At 64.0% G+C, this 15,151-nt stretch carries 16 protein-coding genes; 12 read left to right on the forward strand and 4 right to left on the reverse strand.

Annotation, left to right across the window (positions count from 1 at the left end; genetic code table 11):
* The first annotated feature begins 231 nt into the window (after positions 1–231).
* The 11 genes from ACP7B7_RS09850 to ACP7B7_RS09900 all read left to right on the forward strand — a co-directional run bounded on the left by ACP7B7_RS09850 (position 232) and on the right by ACP7B7_RS09900 (position 10,888).
* Positions 232–1,434, forward strand: coding sequence for an ABC transporter substrate-binding protein (locus tag ACP7B7_RS09850; protein ID WP_426076561.1), 1,203 nt, complete (start codon positions 232–234; stop codon positions 1,432–1,434).
* Positions 1,434–2,357 carry a branched-chain amino acid ABC transporter permease gene (locus ACP7B7_RS09855; RefSeq protein WP_308920357.1) on the forward strand — a complete coding sequence of 308 codons (924 nt, stop codon included), beginning with the start codon at positions 1,434–1,436 and terminating at the stop codon, positions 2,355–2,357. Before ACP7B7_RS09850 ends, ACP7B7_RS09855 begins: the two co-directional genes overlap by 1 nt.
* Entirely contained in the window at positions 2,354–3,334 is a 981-nt protein-coding gene (locus tag ACP7B7_RS09860; protein WP_426076562.1) for a branched-chain amino acid ABC transporter permease, read from the forward strand. The genes ACP7B7_RS09855 and ACP7B7_RS09860 overlap by 4 nt, the downstream gene beginning before the upstream one ends.
* Positions 3,331–4,116, forward strand: coding sequence for an ABC transporter ATP-binding protein (locus tag ACP7B7_RS09865; protein ID WP_426076563.1), 786 nt, complete (start codon positions 3,331–3,333; stop codon positions 4,114–4,116). Before ACP7B7_RS09860 ends, ACP7B7_RS09865 begins: the two co-directional genes overlap by 4 nt.
* Positions 4,113–4,832 (forward strand): ABC transporter ATP-binding protein, encoded by a 720-nt coding sequence (locus tag ACP7B7_RS09870; protein ID WP_426076564.1) that lies wholly within the window; start codon positions 4,113–4,115, stop codon positions 4,830–4,832. The genes ACP7B7_RS09865 and ACP7B7_RS09870 overlap by 4 nt, the downstream gene beginning before the upstream one ends.
* Positions 4,833–4,979: 147 nt before the next feature.
* Positions 4,980–6,242 (forward strand): anthranilate 1,2-dioxygenase large subunit AndAc, encoded by a 1,263-nt coding sequence (gene andAc, locus ACP7B7_RS09875; protein WP_426076565.1) that lies wholly within the window; start codon positions 4,980–4,982, stop codon positions 6,240–6,242.
* 11 nt (positions 6,243–6,253) lie between these two features.
* Entirely contained in the window at positions 6,254–6,727 is a 474-nt protein-coding gene (gene andAd / locus ACP7B7_RS09880; RefSeq protein ID WP_308920362.1) for an anthranilate 1,2-dioxygenase small subunit AndAd, read from the forward strand.
* Between the two features lie 15 nt (positions 6,728–6,742).
* The gene (gene andAb, locus ACP7B7_RS09885) at positions 6,743–7,855 is read left to right on the forward strand and encodes an anthranilate 1,2-dioxygenase ferredoxin subunit AndAb (RefSeq protein WP_308920363.1); all 1,113 of its coding nucleotides are present in this window, start codon (positions 6,743–6,745) and stop codon (positions 7,853–7,855) included.
* 40 nt (positions 7,856–7,895) lie between these two features.
* On the forward strand, positions 7,896–9,131 hold the full coding sequence (locus ACP7B7_RS09890; RefSeq protein ID WP_426076566.1) for a dienelactone hydrolase family protein: 1,236 nt from the start codon (positions 7,896–7,898) through the stop codon (positions 9,129–9,131).
* 100 nt (positions 9,132–9,231) lie between these two features.
* Complete coding sequence (locus ACP7B7_RS09895; RefSeq protein ID WP_426076567.1) at positions 9,232–9,975, forward strand: DUF882 domain-containing protein; 744 nt, start codon at positions 9,232–9,234, stop codon at positions 9,973–9,975.
* A 31-nt stretch (positions 9,976–10,006) separates the two neighbouring features.
* Positions 10,007–10,888: a LysR family transcriptional regulator gene (locus ACP7B7_RS09900; protein WP_426076568.1), complete on the forward strand. Its 882-nt coding sequence runs from the start codon at positions 10,007–10,009 to the stop codon at positions 10,886–10,888.
* On the opposite strand, the gene ACP7B7_RS09905 is transcribed toward ACP7B7_RS09900, so the two are convergent.
* Positions 10,864–11,331 (reverse strand): PACE efflux transporter, encoded by a 468-nt coding sequence (locus ACP7B7_RS09905; RefSeq protein WP_426076569.1) that lies wholly within the window; start codon positions 11,329–11,331, stop codon positions 10,864–10,866. The two genes, ACP7B7_RS09900 and ACP7B7_RS09905, sit on opposite strands and share 25 nt — an antisense overlap.
* Before the next feature lie 165 nt (positions 11,332–11,496).
* On the opposite strand from ACP7B7_RS09905, the gene ACP7B7_RS09910 reads away from it, so the two are divergent.
* Positions 11,497–11,979, forward strand: coding sequence for a hypothetical protein (locus tag ACP7B7_RS09910; RefSeq protein WP_426076570.1), 483 nt, complete (start codon positions 11,497–11,499; stop codon positions 11,977–11,979).
* 39 nt (positions 11,980–12,018) lie between these two features.
* On the opposite strand, the gene ACP7B7_RS09915 is transcribed toward ACP7B7_RS09910, so the two are convergent.
* The 3 genes from ACP7B7_RS09915 to flgL all read right to left on the reverse strand — a co-directional run bounded on the left by ACP7B7_RS09915 (position 12,019) and on the right by flgL (position 15,147).
* Positions 12,019–13,128 carry a glycosyltransferase family 2 protein gene (locus ACP7B7_RS09915; RefSeq protein WP_308920368.1) on the reverse strand — a complete coding sequence of 370 codons (1,110 nt, stop codon included), beginning with the start codon at positions 13,126–13,128 and terminating at the stop codon, positions 12,019–12,021.
* A gap of 62 nt (positions 13,129–13,190) precedes the next feature.
* Positions 13,191–14,231, reverse strand: coding sequence for a hypothetical protein (locus tag ACP7B7_RS09920; protein WP_426076571.1), 1,041 nt, complete (start codon positions 14,229–14,231; stop codon positions 13,191–13,193).
* Between the two features lie 4 nt (positions 14,232–14,235).
* Positions 14,236–15,147, reverse strand: a complete 912-nt coding sequence (gene flgL / locus ACP7B7_RS09925; RefSeq protein WP_426076572.1) for a flagellar hook-associated protein FlgL — start codon at positions 15,145–15,147, stop codon at positions 14,236–14,238.
* Positions 15,148–15,151 lie beyond the last annotated feature (4 nt).

The following is a 15,151-nucleotide window of genomic DNA, read 5'->3' on the forward strand; positions in this document are numbered from 1 at the left end:
ATGCGCACCGTGCTGGCGCGCGCTGTCAATCCCCCGCTCGCACTAGCTCGGATGGGCTATGCATCGGCCTGGCCCGCATGGCAAGAAATGGATAGCTGCGCTTGCCAAGATTGCCAGATGCGGATAGTCGGCCGCCGAAGGCCTCCGTAGACTTTCCTCGTACCCCGCTCCAGGGGCCGCCATGCAGTTCGCATTCAACCAACGTTACAACCATCGACCTATAGGAATAACATGACGCAAGCACCTTTCTTCAAGCATCGTTTCGTGGCCGCCGCGGTGCTGGCCGTGATGTGTGCGCCGTCGCTGGCGGCGCCCATCAAGGTGGGCCTCGCGCTCGATGTCTCAGGCCCCTTCAGCGGCCCCGGCCAGGATGCGCGCAACGGTTTCGCGCTGGCCATCAAGCAGCTGGGTGGCAAACTGGGCGGCCAGCCGGCCGAATTCCTGCAGGTCGACATGGCCGGCAATCCCGACCAGGCGCGCCAGCTGGCCGAGCGTTTTATCCAGAAAGACAAGATCGACTTCTTTACCGGCCCGATCGCCTCCAACGCGGCGCTCGCGGCCGGCCCGGTACTGTTCGCGGCCAAGGTGCCGTATCTGTCGAACAACGCCGGCCCCAGCCAGTACGCGGGCGCCAAATGCAGTCCGTATTTTTTCGGTACCGCCTACCAGAACGACCAGTTCCATGAAGCGGCCGGCAAGTTTGCCAGCGACCGCGGCTTCAAGAAAATCATGCTGATGGCGCCCAACTATCCGGCCGGCCGCGATGGCCTGACCGGCTTCAAGCGGGCCTATGGCGCGCCGGTGGCCGACGAGCTGTACGTGAAAGTGGGGCAGCTCGATTTCTCCACCGAACTGGCGCAGCTGCGCGCCGACAAGCCTGACGCCCTGTATTACTTCCTGCCGGGCGCAATGGGCATCAATTTCGTCAAGCAGTTCGTGGCCGCCGGCCTGCAAAAAGATATCAAGCTGGTCAGCACCGGCTTTTCCGCCGACGAAGACGTGATCGGCGCGGTCGGCGCGCCGATGCTGGGCCTGTACAACACGGCGCACTGGGCGCACGACCTGGACAACGCCGCCAACCGTACCTTTGTCGCCGCCTACCGCAAGGAGTTTGGCGGGCGCGCGCCATCGATCTACGCGGCCCAGGCGTATGACGTGATCCTGTCGATCGACGCCGCCGTCAAGGCGGTCAAAGGCAATATGGCCGACCGGCCGGCCATCGTGGCGGCGCTGGAGAAAGCCGATTTCGCATCGGTCCGCGGCCCGTTCAAGTATGCCAACAACCACTATCCGATCGAAAATTTCTACCTGCGCGTGGTCAGCAAGGATGACAAGGGCGTCATTAGCAACAAACTGTCCGGCACCGTGCTGACCGCGTATGGCGACGCCTATGCGGCGCAGTGCCCGATGCCGAGCATCGCGCGAGGCAAGTGATGAGCCTGGTCTTTATTACGGAGCAATTATTGAACGGCATCGGCTACGGCCTGATGCTGTTCCTGCTGGCGGCCGGGCTGACGCTGGTGTTCGGCATCATGGACGTGATGAACCTGGCCCATGGCTCGCTGTTCATGGGCGGCGCCTACGTGGCGGCGCGCGCCCAGGCGCACACCGGCTCGTTCGCGCTGGCCTGCCTGCTGGCCGTGCTGGCGATGGCGCTCGTCGCCGTGCTGGTCGAGCAGCTACTGGTGCGCCGGCTGTACAAGGCCGATCACCTGGTGCAGGTGCTGGCCACCTTCGGCATGATCCTGGTGGCCGATGACGTCGTCAAGATGATCTGGGGTGCGTCGCCGATGATGATCGCGCTGCCGGAAAGCCTGTCGGGTCCGGTGCAACTGCTGCCCGGCCTGATGTACCCCTCGTTCCGCCTCTTGATCATCGGCGCCGGGCTGCTGATCGCGCTGGGCCTGTATTTGCTGGTCAGCCATACGCGGGTCGGCATGCTGGTGCGCGCCGGCACCTCGAACCGCTGGATGGCGCAGCTGATGGGCGTGCGCGTGGCGCGGGTCTTTACCAATGTGTTCGTGCTGGGCGCGATGCTGGCGGCGCTGGCCGGTGCGCTGATGGGGCCGCTGGTCGCGGTGCAGATCGGCATGGGCGAGGAAATCCTGATTCCCGCGCTGGTGGTGATCGTGATCGGCGGCATCGGTTCGGTGCGCGGCGCCTTTCTGGCCAGCCTGATGGTGGGCGTGGTCGATATTTCGGCGCGCGCCTTTTTGCCGTCCCTGCTGAAACTGGCGATGCCCGGGCCGCTGGCGGCCGACCTGGGGGCGACGTTCTCCGCCCTGTCCATGTATCTGCTGATGGCGCTGGTGCTGCTGTTCAAGCCCAGCGGCCTGTTTTCGGAGCGCAGCGCATGAAGCCGGCGACTTTATCCGGGGCGCCTGCCCGCATCATGATCATTGCCGTGCTGGCGGCGCTGCTGCTGGCTTTCCCGCTGCTGGCCGCCGCCACCGGCCTCGATTATTACATCGGCGTGCTGCGCCGCATCGTCATCTTCGCCTTGCTGGCCACCAGTTTGAACCTGGTGCTTGGCTACGGCGGCCTGGTGGCGCTCGGCCATGCGGGCTTTGTCGGCGTGGGCGCCTATACGGTGGTGATCCTGGCCGAACGCGGCGTCACTTCGGCGGCGCTGGCGTGGCCGCTGGCGCTGGCGGCCGGCGCGCTGGCGGCCTTGCTGGTGGGCGCCATTTCGCTGCGCACGCGCGGCGTGTATTTCATCATGATCACGCTGGCCTTCGCGCAGATGCTGTATTTCGTGTTCGCTTCGCTGCGCAACTACGGCGGCGATGACGGCTACACGCTGGCGGCGCGGCCGGAACCGTGGCCCGGCGCGCAGCCGCTCGACGATAGCGGCCTGTACTGGCTGGTGCTGCTGCTGTGCGGCGTGCTGTTCTGGCTGTTCTGCCGCATCACCGCCTCGCGCTTCGGCCATGCCTTGAGCGGCATCCGCGACAACGAGGGCCGCATGCATGCGCTCGGCTATCCCGTCTACCGCATCCGCCTGCTGGCGTTCACGCTGGCCGGCGCGCTGGCTGGGCTCGGTGGCGCCATGCTGGCCGCCAATAACAATTTCGTGAGCCCGTCGATGATGCACTGGACCCAGTCGGCCACCTTGATGGTGATGCTGATCGTCGGCGGCGTCGGCCGCATCTGGGGCGGCGTGCTGGGCGCGCTGGTCTGGCTGGCGCTGGAAGAGTGGCTCAAGCAGCAGACCGAATACTGGCATTTGCCACTGGGCCTGCTGTTGATCTTGATCGCGCTGTATCTGCCGCGCGGACTGGCGGCCTTGCGCTGGCCGGCGCCACGCCGTACCACCGGGAAGGAAACACCATGAGTTTGTTTGCATTGCACGGGCTGGTCAAGCGCTTCGGCGGCTTGCTGGTCACCGACCACGTCGACCTCGAGGTCGAACGGGGCGAAATCCACGCGCTGATCGGCCCGAACGGCGCCGGCAAGACCACCCTGGTCAACCTGATTTCCGGCACCCTGGCGCCGGACCAGGGCAGGGTGGTGCTCGATGGCGTCGAGCTGACCGGCCTGCCGGCGCACCGCCGCGTGGCGGCCGGGCTGTCGCGCTGCTTCCAGATCACCAGCATCTTTCCGAAAGCGACTGTGCGCGACAACCTGAAGCTGGCCATGCAGGCGCATGCCGGCCACAGTTTTCACTTGCTGGCGGCGCGCGCGGGCGAGTCGGCGCTGGACCGCGCGGCCGAGGCGATGGCCGTGCGCTGCGGCCTCGAAGCGGTGCTGGAGCAGGTGGCCGGCACCTTGCCGCACGGCGTGCAGCGCACCCTGGACGTGGCGCTGGCGCTGGCGGCGCAACCCAAGCTGCTGCTGCTCGACGAGCCGATGGCCGGCATGGGGCCGCACGAGTCGGCGCGCATGCTCGCGCTGATCCAGTCCTTGCGCGGCGACATGGCGATCCTGCTGATCGAACATGACATGGACGCCGTGTTCGCGCTGGCCGACCGTATATCGGTGCTGGTGTACGGCAAGGTGCTCATTTCTGGCGACGCCGACACCATCAGGAACGACCCGCAGGTGCAGGCCGTGTACCTGGGCGACGAGGCGGCGTCGGCCGCCACCTTTGCCGCGCTGGCGCAGGAGGTGGCATGAGCGGCCCGGATGTCTTGTTGAGTGCGCGCGGCATCGAGGCCGGCTATGGCGCCAGCCAGGTGCTGTTCGGGGTCGACCTGGACATCTATCCGGGCCAGGTGGTGGCGCTGCTGGGCCGCAACGGCATGGGCAAGAGCACCACCATCAAGACCCTCACCGGCACCCTGGCCACGCAGGCGGGCGAGGTGCGCTTCGGCGGCGAACGCATCAGCGGCACGCCGGTCGACCAGATCGCCCGGCGCGGCATCGCCATCGTGCCGGAAGGGCGGCATGTGTTCCCCAACCTGACGGTGCGCGAACACCTGGTGGCGTTCGCCGACAACCGCAATGGCCAGCGCGACAGCTGGACCCTGGAGCGGCTGTATGCGCTGTTCCCGCGCCTCAAGGAGCGTGAACGCAACCTGGGCAACCAGCTGTCGGGCGGCGAGCAGCAGATGCTGGCGATCGGGCGCGCGCTGTCGACCAATCCGCGCCTGCTGATCCTCGACGAGGCCACCGAAGGACTGGCGCCGGTCATCCGCGAGGAGATCTGGCGCTGCCTGGCGGCCCTGAAGGCGGCCGGCCAGACCACGCTGGTGGTCGACAAATACGTCCACCGGCTGCTGCGGCTGGCGGACCGCCACGTGATCCTCGAACGTGGCAAGGTGGCCTGGCAGGGCACCTCGGCCCAGCTGGAAGCCGACCGCAGCCTGTGGAGCGCCTACCTGGGCGTGTAGGACCCAAGGCCCGGGCCGCCGCTGCCGAAAACGGATATCGCAGGTGCCGATACTTGCATTATCCGGATAGAGCGGCGCGGCCCGCCTCGCTAGACTGGCATCAACAGTTACCGCTGCAGTCGCAGTCCCAGTCACAGGAGAGGCCCCATGTCAAACACCGAGCAACACGCAGCGCCCAGCGTCCACCCGCTGGTGCAATTTCCCCGCACCGACGGCTCGCGCATCCCCTATAAAGTCTTCAGCTCGCAGGAAGTCCACGAGCTGGAACAGGAACGCATTTTCCGTGGCCCCGTGTGGAACTTCCTCGCACTGGAAGCGGAAATCCTGAAGCCCGGCGATTTCAAATCCACCTTTGTCGGCGACACGCCGGTGGTGGTCACGCGCACCGACGACGGCAGCCTGGCGGCCTGGGTCAACAAGTGCTCGCACCGCGGCGCCACCGTCTGCCGCGAACCGCGCGGCAACGCCAGCTCGCACAGCTGCGCCTACCACCAGTGGAGCTTCGACCAGCGCGGCAACCTGCTGGGCGTGCCATTCCGCCGCGGCCAGAACGGCATGGCCGGCATGCCCAAGGATTTCGATCCGAAATGCCACGGCCTGCGCCAGCTGCGCGTCGACAGCTACAAGGGCCTGGTGTTCGCCAGCTTCAGCGAACTGGCCGAGCCGCTGGTCGATTACCTGGGCGCCGAAATGACGCCGTGGCTGGACCGCATCTTCCACAAGCCCATCGTCTACCTGGGCTGCACGCGCCAGTATTCGAAATCGAACTGGAAGCTGTACCTGGAAAACGTCAAGGACCCGTACCACGCCAGCCTGCTGCACCTGTTCCACACCACCTTCAATATTTTCCGCGTCGGCATGAAGGCGCGCTCGATCGCCGACAAGCGCCATGGCCTGCACAGCATCATCACCGCCACCAAGAACCAGGAAGAGACGTCCGACGCCTACAAGCAGCAGGCGATCCGCTCGTTCGACGAAGGCTTTGCGCTGGAAGACCCGTCGGTGCTGGGCCAGATCCAGGAGTTCGAGGAAAACACCACCAACCACATCCAGCCGATCTTCCCGCAACTGGTGGTGCAGCAGATCCACAACACCCTGGTGGCGCGCCAGCTGCTGACCAAGGGGCCGGACAACTTCGAGCTGATCTTCCACTTCTTCGGCTACGAGGACGACACGCCGGAACTGCGCGCGCTGCGCATCAAGCAGGCCAACCTGGTGGGTCCGGCCGGCTATATCTCGATGGAGGACACCGAGGCGACCGAGATGGTCCAGCGCGGCATCCGGCGCGACCCGGACTCGTGCTCGGTGATCGAAATGTCGAAGGACAAGCCGGACCAGGAAGACACCCTGATCACGGAAAGCCTGATCCGCAAGTTCTGGCAGGGCTACCAAAAGCTGATGGGATTCTAAGGAAAATGAACATGGAACAGATGATTTTGTGGTTCGAACTGAACCAGCTGCAGCAAAACTATATCAGCGCGCTCGACAACGACCGCCTGGAAGCGTGGCCGAATTTCTTCACCGAAGACTGCCTGTACGAGATCATCCCGCGCGAGAACGAGGACGCGGGCCTGCCGATCGGCGTGATGTATTGCGACAGCCAGCGCATGCTGCGCGACCGCGTGCTGTCGCTGCGCCACGCGAATATCTACGAGGTGCACAGCTACCGCCACCTGACCTCGGGCCTGCGGATCACCGCCATCGACGCCGACACGGCCGAGACGGAATCGAGCTATGTGGTGATCCAGACGCTGCAGGACGGCGAGTCGTTTGTCTACCAGGCGGGCCGCTACCTGGACCGCGTGGTGAGAACCAGGGACGGCTGGCGCTATGCCAGCAAACGCGTGATTTTCGATACCTCGCGCGTGGCCACCTTGCTGGCGACGCCGATCTGAGGCCGGGAGACTGACATGAGCAACTGGCACGATGTCGGCGCGGCCGATGATATCTCCGACGACACGCCGCTGGCGGCCCAGGCCGGCGGCCAGCCGCTGGCCCTGTTCCGCCTCGGCGACGAAGTGTTTGCCCTGCGCGACAAATGCAGCCATGGCAACGCGCGCCTGTCCGACGGCTATATGGAAGACGGCTGCGTCGAATGCCCGCTGCACCAGGGCCTGATCGACATCCGCAGCGGCGCGCCGCGCTCGGCGCCGATCACCGAGGCGGTGCGCAGTTTTCCGGTGCGGGTGGTGGCGGGGCGGGTCGAGGTAAAGGTGGAGGAGGCCGGCCAGGCGGCGGTGGTGGACTCCGTCGGCGGCTGCCATGGCGCCTGCGCCGCGCAAGCCATGCCGGCCAGCCGCCTTGTTTCGGCCCGCGTCGCCAGCATCGACAAGGTCGGCGCCGACGTGGTGGTGCTGCGCCTGCAGCAGGACGAACATGCTCCGCTCGACTACCTGGCCGGCCAGTATCTGGACGTGCTGCTGGCCGACGGCGTGCGGCGCAGCTATTCGATGGCGAGCGTGGGCGGCGGCGACCAGCTGGAACTGCATATCCGCCACCTGCCCGGCGGGCGTTTCACCGACCAGGTATTCGGCACGCTGCAAGCGGGCGAGCGCCTGCGGCTGGAAGGCCCGGCCGGCGATTTTTACCTGCGTGCCGGCAGCGCGCCGGCGCTGCTGCTGGCCAGCGGCACCGGTTTTGCGCCGATCAAGGCCCTGATGGAGGCGGCCATCGCGGCCGGCGGCGCGCGGCCGATGCGGCTGTACTGGGGCGGGCGCAAGCCGGCCGACCTGTACCACGACGCGCTGTGCCGTGGCTGGGCCGCGACCTTGCCGTGGTTCGACTATGTGCCGGTGATCTCCGAGCCGGCGCCCGGCGACGGCTGGAACGGCCGCACCGGCTTTGTTCACGAAGCGGTGCTGCAGGACCACGCCGATCTGTCGGCGCATGAAGTGTATGCCTGCGGCGCGCCGCTGATGGTGGCGGCGGCGCAGCGCGATTTCATGGCGCTGCGCGCGCTGCCGGCCGAACGCTTCTTTGCTGACGCCTTTTTGTCGCAGGCCGATTTGCGCCAGCGCGCTTGAGGGCAACCACGTCTCATTGACAATCTCTATGGAGCACAGCATGGCACACTATATCGATATCCCGGCCAAGGACGGCACGGGCAGTTTCAAGGGCTACCTGGCGCTGCCGGCCGGCGGCAGCGGACCCGGCCTGGTGGTAGGGCAGGAAATTTTTGGCGTCAACCAGAACATGCGCGAAGTGGCCGACATGTATGCCGAGGAAGGCTATGTGGCGCTGGTGCCGGACCTGTTCTGGCGCATGCAGCCCGGCGTCGACCTGGGCTACACCGAGGATGACTTCCAGCGGGCGTTCGGCTTTTACGGCCAGCTTGATGTCGACCTGGCGGTGGACGATATCGCGGCGTCCATCGAGGCGCTGCGCGCGCTGCCGCAAGTGTCCGGCCCCGGCATCGGCTATGTCGGCTACTGCGTCGGCGGCAAGCTGGCCTACCTGGCCGCGGCGCGCACCGATGTCGCCTGTTCGGTCGGCTACTACGGCATGGGCATCGAGGCCATGCTGGACGAAGCGGCCCATATCCGTGGCAAGCTGGTGCTGCATTTCGCCGGGAATGACGCCTATTGCGACGCCGCCGCGCGCGCGCAGATCATGCCGGTGCTGGCGGCGCTGCCGCAGGCCGAGCAGTATGTCTATCCGGGCGCCGACCATGCGTTCGCGCGCGTCGGCGGCATGCATTTCGACAAATCGTCGGCCCTGATGGCGCACGGGCGCACCATCGCCGCGCTGAAATCGGTGATCGGTCCCCACTTCAACCTGTCGGACCTGTGGGAGCAGCATGTGTACCACGAGTTCGTCACGCGCGACGTGCCGGCGACCATGGCGACCATGGTGGCCGAGCCGTATGTGAACCATATCCCGACCCTGACCGGCGGCGTCGGCTCGCAGCAGCTGGCGCGCTTTTACCGCAACCATTTCGTGCATGCCAACCCGGATGACATGCGCATGATCCCGATCTCGCGCACGGTCGGCGCGCTGCAGGTGGTCGACGAGTTCATCATGTGCTTTACCCACACGCGCGAGATCGACTGGATGCTGCCGAACGTGGCGCCGACCGGAAAATACGTGGAAATTCCGATGATCGGCATTATCAACTTCCGTGGCGACAAGCTCTACCATGAGCATATCTACTGGGACCAGGCCAGCGTGCTGGTGCAGATCGGCCTGCTGGACCCGGCGCTGCTGCCGGTGGCCGGCATCGAATCGGCGCGCAAGCTGCTGGACGAAACGATACCGTCGAACCGGATGATGGCGCGCTGGGCCGGCAGCGAAGGAAAATAGTCGTCCGTTCCCGCGATTTGAGGCCAGCACGATAGTGTCCAGGGTTTTTCTTCGCGACACAATGCGCTATAGTATTCCCCATCGTTATTTGGGGTGGACTATGGCAACGCGCAGAAACTTTCTACAACACGGCATGGGCCTGGCCGCCATCGGCCTGGTGGCCACGCCGCTGATCGGCTGCGCTTCGCGCACGGAAAAACCGGCCATGGCTTCGGCCGGCGCCAAGCCACGCATGCCGAAGACCAGCGTGCCGCCGCAGCAGCTGGCCAGCATCGACCGTGCCATCACCACGCCGCGCGGCGCGCCGATCACGGAAATGGCGCCGCCGCCCGATATTTTCGATGCGCAGATCCTCGACCTGGAATTTTGGCTCAAGCCACGCACGCTGGAAGTGGTGCGTCCGGCCAGCAACGAGAAGGCCAAGCTGCTGTACTGGAAAGATGGCGAAGTCATCGATTCGGCCTACCAGGAGCTGTGCCATCTGCTGCGCGACGTCAACGGCAAGAAGACGGCGCCCATCGATCCGAAACTGTTCGAAACGCTGTGGGGCACGCAGGCCTTTATCGCCCGCTACGGCATCGAGCAGCCGCTGGAGATCCTGTCCGGCTACCGCACGCCCGAATCGAACAGCCGCCTGCGCGAAGCGGGCGTGCCCGCCGCGCGCCAGTCGCTGCATATTTCAGGCAAGGCGGCCGATATCCGCGTGGCGAATCTGAACTCCGAAGTGCTCGGTTCGCTGGTGCGCAGCTTCAAGCAGGGCGGCGTGGGCTTCTATTACCGCGCCGGCCCGCGCGGCGGCTGGATCCATGCCGATACGGGCCTGCAGCGCACCTGGAAAGGCTGATGGCTGGCGCGGCGCGACCGGCGCATGCGCGATGAAACTGTCCAGCCACAATATCGAACTGTTCCTGGCCGTGGTCGATGGCGGCTCGTTTTCCAGTGCCGCGCGCGCCCTGCGGCGCTCGCCGTCGGCCGTCAGCATGGCGGTCGCCCATCTCGAAGCCGAACTCGGCATTACCCTGTTCGACCGCGGCGCACGCATGGCCGTGCCGACCCCGGCCGCGGTGGCGTTGCTGCCGCATGCACGCCTGGTGGCCGAGCAGCTCAAGCAAATCCACCTGCATGTGCAGCAACTGTCGCAGGGCCTGGAAAGCCGCATCTCGCTGGGCATCGCGGCCGAACTCGACCATGCTCCCTTTTTGCGCGCGGTGCAGGCCCTGTCGCAGCGCCACCCGCTGCTCGATATCGAAGTGCTGACCGCGCCGCAGGACGATGTGCTGGACCTGCTGCACCGGGGCCGCATCAGCGCCTGCATGGCCTTCGGTGGCGGGCGCATCAATCACGAAGAACAATTCCAGCTGGTGGGCAGCGACGCGCTGCTGGCGATAATTTCCACGCAGCATCCGCCTGCCGAGGCGGGGCGCGCCGTGTATATCGAGGAACTGGTCAACCTGCGCCAGATCATCGTCGCCAGCCGCGAGCTGGAACTGGCCGACGCGCGTCCGGTGGTCGGTTTGTCGCACTGGCGCACCGACAGCCTGCCGATGGCGCTGGCGATGGTGGAAGCCGGCCTGGGCTGGGGTAACTTCGCGCAAGCGGCGATCGCGCCCTCGCTGGCGGCGGGCCGCGTGCGCCGCCTGGCGTTCAAGAATACCGGCAACGGCCTGGCGCTGCCGATCCACCTGGTGTGGATGAAGGACCGGCCGCTTGGTGTTGCGGCACGGACCTTTCTTCAGTTGCTGGCCGAAGCGCCCTGAATCGGACTGCTGTCTTCCTTGGGCTGCTGCGCCGACAGCGGCACGCCGAACAGGCCGTCGAACACATAATTGAAGACAAAGCTGTAGCAGGGAATGATCAGCATCAGCGCGAAGTCGAGCACGAAGGCGTCCCACAGGCTGATATCGAGCCACCAGGCGATCAGCGGAATCAGGTACACCACCAGGGTGATCTGGAAGCCGATCGCATGCACCACGCGGCGCCATACGGTGCGCGTGCGCGACACCTGCCGGATCTCCCAGTATTCGAAGGCGGTGTTGTACAGCAGATTCCAGATCACGGCGATGCTGGTGATCATCAGGGCCAGCGGCCCGGTGCTGGTGGGCGACTCGCCCGACAATAAGGTGAGCCACAGGGTGGAAATGGTCATGCCGATGATTTCAAAGGCGGTGACGTAGACGATTTTGCGTTGGATGCCTTGCATGTGCTGCCCGTAATAATGAACTGGCCAGCATGATAGGTCAGGCGTGCTGATATTTAAAGTTGATAGCTGTCAGTTTTACTGATGCTTGTCCAGGCTGGCGTGAACAGCGGATAATGATGGCTGGCGGACAAACGGTTTCGCCGCATCACCGCAAAGAAGGCAACCATGCAAGGCGCATCAGATAACGCAGCAAACAACGCAGCAGAGAACGCAGCAGACCACCAAACCGGCGGCACGGCCGCCGATGAGATCCTGGCGCGTCCCCGTTTCCGGCCCCGTCCGTGGGAGCACCTGGAAACGCCGTACGACGTGGAAGTGTGGATCGAGGAGCACAACCGCAGCATGCAGGACAATATCGGCGCGCAGGAAACCGGGGTCGGCATCCGCTTCACCCTGGCCGAAGGGGGCGACATCTACATGCAGACCAGTGCCGACGGCGCCGTCGTGCTCGACGTGACGCCCGATGCGGCCTGGGTGGCGCCCCTGATCAGCGCGGCCACCGGCTGTGAAACACCGGCTTCGTCATTGTGGATCTTGCCCGACGATAAATTGATTCAATTGATCGTGGGCCTGTCGAGCCTGGTGGCCAGCACCTTGCTGGTGGTGGGGCATGATTTTGGCCTGCGCCGGCGTGGCATGGGCCGATGAATGACGCTGTCGCCATTAGCGGCGGGTTTGTCGCCTATGTCAGGCCACATTTCCACCGCGCAGGAGGTCGCGCCACAAACGTAGCCTCCGGCTGATGGTTTGCCTGATATCAAAAATCAGGCTGCCGCCTAGTATCTGCTGCAACTGCTTGGCCTGTTTCTGCCGAAAGCGGGTTCTTTCCAGGGTTGCAGCGCTATCGCGGGTGCTGAGCAGGGCGCCCGCCTTGGGCATCGCCTCCAGCACTTCTTTCCAAGGATGAAACAAGGCATCAAGCAGAGTCGCCTTGATCTCCCTGCGCAAGCGTATTCCTTGTAGCAGCGGCAATTGATACGTATCTTTGGCGATACCGATATGAATATGGCACAGGGCGATATCGAAAAAAAGCTTGCTGTTGCTGTTCAGGCCCGATGTTGCAAAGTGCTGGCGCGCTGGTAATAATGCTGTGGATAATTCACGAAACGATTTCAAACTGGGCGTTTTGCTGATGCTGCCATCGCGTTGCCGATAATTAATCAGGCAGTGCGGAAGGTAATACAAGTTACTGCAGCTATCCAGCAATTGCGGTATGGCCGTCACATCCTCATACACCCGGCCCTCTGGGAAAACAGGTAATGTTTGTTGCGAATAAATTTCCCGACGGAAAATTTTCGACCACACGAACATATGACATTCATTGAAATAGGTGCTGAGTATTTTTTCCTTATCGGTAGTCAATACATGTGGTGCAAAACTGCTGGTCACGCGTTTGTTTTTTGATTCTTTATTGGGGTACCAGAATTGCAGGTCACAAGCAATGACATCAGGATGCTTTTCTTTGATTACATTTTCAAGTTCATTCAACGATTGAGGCAGCAACAGGTCGTCGCTGTCGACAAAGACAATATATTCTCCACGCGCCAAGGCCAGGCCGTGGTTTCTCGCCGCGGCGACTCCCTGGTTGGTCTGCTCTGCAATATTAATGTGCAAATCGGGATGGGTATTCCGCAGGCCGTGCAGTATGGCCAGGGTCTGGTCGCTTGAGCCGTCATCGATAATAATCAATTCATGCGAGCCATTCATCTGCGAAGTAATCGCAGTAATGGTCGCCTCTATATATTTTTGAACGTTGTAGGCAGGTACTATGATACTGAGTAAATAAGTGTGACTCATGAGATTGCAGTTATAATTTTTTATTATTTAAAATCAAATCAAGAGCTGCGATCATTGATTGATTAACGCAGGCCCAGCAGCGAAATCACGCGTTCGCGGCTGATGCCGACGAGCGCGGAACTGATCGCCAGCAGCGACTCATAGCCCGGCTTGTTGGCCTTGTCGGTAAAGCTTTGCGCCACCGTATCCATGCCGACATCGACCGGCTGGGCCTGGGCGCTTTCGACGCGGGCCGTGGCCTGCGCCAGCGCCAGGCTGACCGAGGCGCGCGACTGCTGGATATGCGCCAGCGCCTGCACCACCTCGTGCAGCGTGGCGCGCAGCGCTTCGGTGTCGCCCGTGTCCCATTGCTCCGGCACGATGACGGCCGGTTCCGGGTCGGTCCTGACGCGGTTCATCTGGCCAGTGGGAAAACGGATGCCACTGCCGCGCACGGCCAGGCTGTCGCGCACATTGGCCCACGACGCTTCCGGGGTGCTGAACACCACCTGGCCATCGTCGCCCTGGCGCACGCGGATATTCGACGGCATCAGGGCGCGGTCGAAGCGGGCGATGATCTCTTCGTCCGACAGGCCCGGTTCGATATTCACCGAGCGCAGCGCCTGGTTGGCGCCGCCGACGGAAAACGCCAGCACTTCCTGCGAACCTTCCTGCAGGCTGGCCATGGTCAGGCCACGGATGGTAAAGCTTTGCTGCGCCGTTTGCGGGCTGCTGTAGCCAAGCTGGGCGTCGAGCGAGCCGCCCGAGGCGCTGCTGCGGTCGCGCCAGGTGCTGCTGAACTGGCGCACGCGCGCTTCGACCTGGCCATCGCGGCCTGCACGCGCGGCCAGCTTGGCCGCCAGCTCGCTTTTCAGCGCCTGCAGCTGGCTGCTGCTGCGTTCGAGGTAATCGAGGGTTTGCTGTGCATTCGAAATCTCGCCCTGCAACTGATGATCCCAATTGCTCAGCCCGCGCTTGAGCGTGGAGGTCGCCGCCCTGGGCGCGGCGGCGTCGGCGCGCGTGCTGGCGCCGTCAACGCTGCCCGAGGCGCCATCGACGCCGCGCGCCGTGCCGCTGCCTTTGCCGGCAATGCCTGAAGAAGTGGGTAGCTGAGCGATTTGCATGGGATCAGAGGAGGTCGAACAGGGAGAGTGAGCCCACTTTGCTGTAGGCTTTGTAGGTGGCTTCCAGCGCGGTCTGGTAGCCGGTCAGGTCGATCGCCGCCGCGCCGATGTCGGCCTTTTTCAAATCGAGCAGGGCGGTGTTGTTCGACAGCGAAACATTGTCCAGGTTGTTATCGAGCGTGGACAGGATGTTTTGCGCGCCGCCGAAGATGGCGATCTTGCCGGACAGCAGTTCCATGCCCTCATCGGTGCCGTCGAGCGCGGTGGTGACGACCGCGCGCACGGCCGGATCGGCGGGATTGAGGCCCGGCGCGCTCAGGGTCTCGATGGTCTGGTCGATCTTGTTAAGCCAGCTTTCCAGCTTGCTGACGTCGACATTGGCCGCCTGCGTGATACCGTTGCCGACCACCACGGTCTGGGTTTCCGTATTGCCGGTGTAGGTATAGCGCGAGCCGGCCGGTGCGCTGGCGTCATAGGTGATCGCCGGCGTGTCGGTGGCGGTGCCGGAAAACATGTAGCGGCCTTCCTGGTCCTTCAGGTTGGACGTGTAGACCACGCTGTCGCGCATGGCGCGCAGCGATTCGGTCATCGCCTTCAGGTCGGACGGCGCATTGCTGCCATCGGCGGCCCACACCAGCAGGTCGCGCGCCTGGCCCATGTCGGTCACCATGCTCGACAGGTAATTTTCGTTTTTCAGCAGACGCGTCTGGACCGAGGAGATATTGTCCTTGTACTGCGTGATCATGGCCTGTTCGCGCGTCAGGCGCGAAATACGCACATTGCCGATCGGATCGTCCGACGGCAACTGGATGCGCAGGCCCGACGACATCTGCTGCGTCAGGTAATTGATGCGTTCCTGGTTCTGCTGGATCGATACATTGATCATTGTTTGATACTGGCTGCTCGCTACACGCATGATC

This window comes from Janthinobacterium sp. PSPC3-1, assembly GCF_049896105.1.
Lineage (GTDB): Bacteria > Pseudomonadota > Gammaproteobacteria > Burkholderiales > Burkholderiaceae_D > Janthinobacterium.